This is a genomic window from Leisingera sp. F5, from assembly GCF_001593695.1.
Map to the genome: position 1 here is coordinate 1 of NZ_LUKH01001334.1, position 1,103 is coordinate 1,103.

The 1,103-nt window shown below is 58.9% G+C and carries 1 protein-coding gene; it reads right to left on the bottom strand.

The features are described 5' to 3' along the window. Positions 1-213 precede the first annotated feature (213 nt). Positions 214-1,103: LysR family transcriptional regulator (locus A2I95_RS41205; protein ID WP_291738057.1), on the bottom strand; the 890-nt coding region annotated here is incomplete at its 5' end.

A 1,103-nucleotide genomic window follows, 5' to 3' on the forward strand; every position in this document is an offset into this window, starting at 1 on the left:
CAGGGAGGTATGAAGGGGGGCGAAGCCGCCGCCTCCATGAGCTTCATTTAGGGCGCCGGGCCTGCCCCTTCAAGGGGATTAATGTCAAAGAAGGGTCAATGCTGGTATGCGGAAATTGCATGGCTTGGGGCGCTGCACCGGTTCGAACAATTCAAAACCGGTCCAATCGCTGCAATGCAGCGCGAATTCGGGCAGCTGAGGCGCCGGCGGGGTTCAGAGTTTCCCCAGCTCTTTCATATGCTTCCGATGTGCCATGATTTCGGATTGCACAAAGTCGCGGAACGCACCGACCCGCTGCGAATGGCGCAGTTCTTCGGGATAGGCGAGGTAGACCGGAACGCTGTGCTGATCCTCTTCCGGCAGCACCTCGACCAGTTGCGGGAATTCCTCGGTCACGTAATCCGGCAGAATTCCGACCCCCAGATTGTGCAGCACGCCCTGCAGCACGCCGAAATAGTTGTTGACGGTCAGCAGCGATCCCGGGTTGTGAGCCATCAGCATTTTGCCAAGAACCGCGGCTGAGCCCACTTGGGCGGAGCGCTGGTTCTGACAGATCAGCCGGTGCTGGGAAATGTCTTCAACGGTTTCCAAGGTGCCGCGCTGTTCCAGGTAGGTTGGAGAGGCATAAAGACCCATCCGCACCGTCATCAGCCGTTTGCGCACCAGATCGGCCTGGCTGGGCTCCTTCATGCGGATGGCCACATCAGCCTCGCGCATCGGCAAGTCCAGAACACGTTCCTCCAGCATCAGGTCGATTTTCAGATTGGGGTATTGTTCATACAGTTTAGTCAGACGCGGGGCGAGCCAAAGGGTGCCGAACCCCACAGTGGTTGTGACACGCAATTCACCGAACACTTCCTCTTCGCTGTCGCGGATGCGGGCAGAGGCCGCTTCAAGCCGGGTGGACATGGATTGGGTGGCATCAAACAGCAGTTCACCCTGTTCGGTGAGAATCAGTCCCCGCGCATGACGGTGGAAAAGCGTCGCATTCAGGCTTTCCTCCAGCGCCCGAATCTGGCGGCTGACCGCCGATTGCGACAGATTCAGCCTGTCCCCGGCATGGGTCAGGCTGCCCGCATCGGCTACCGCGTGAAATATTCTGA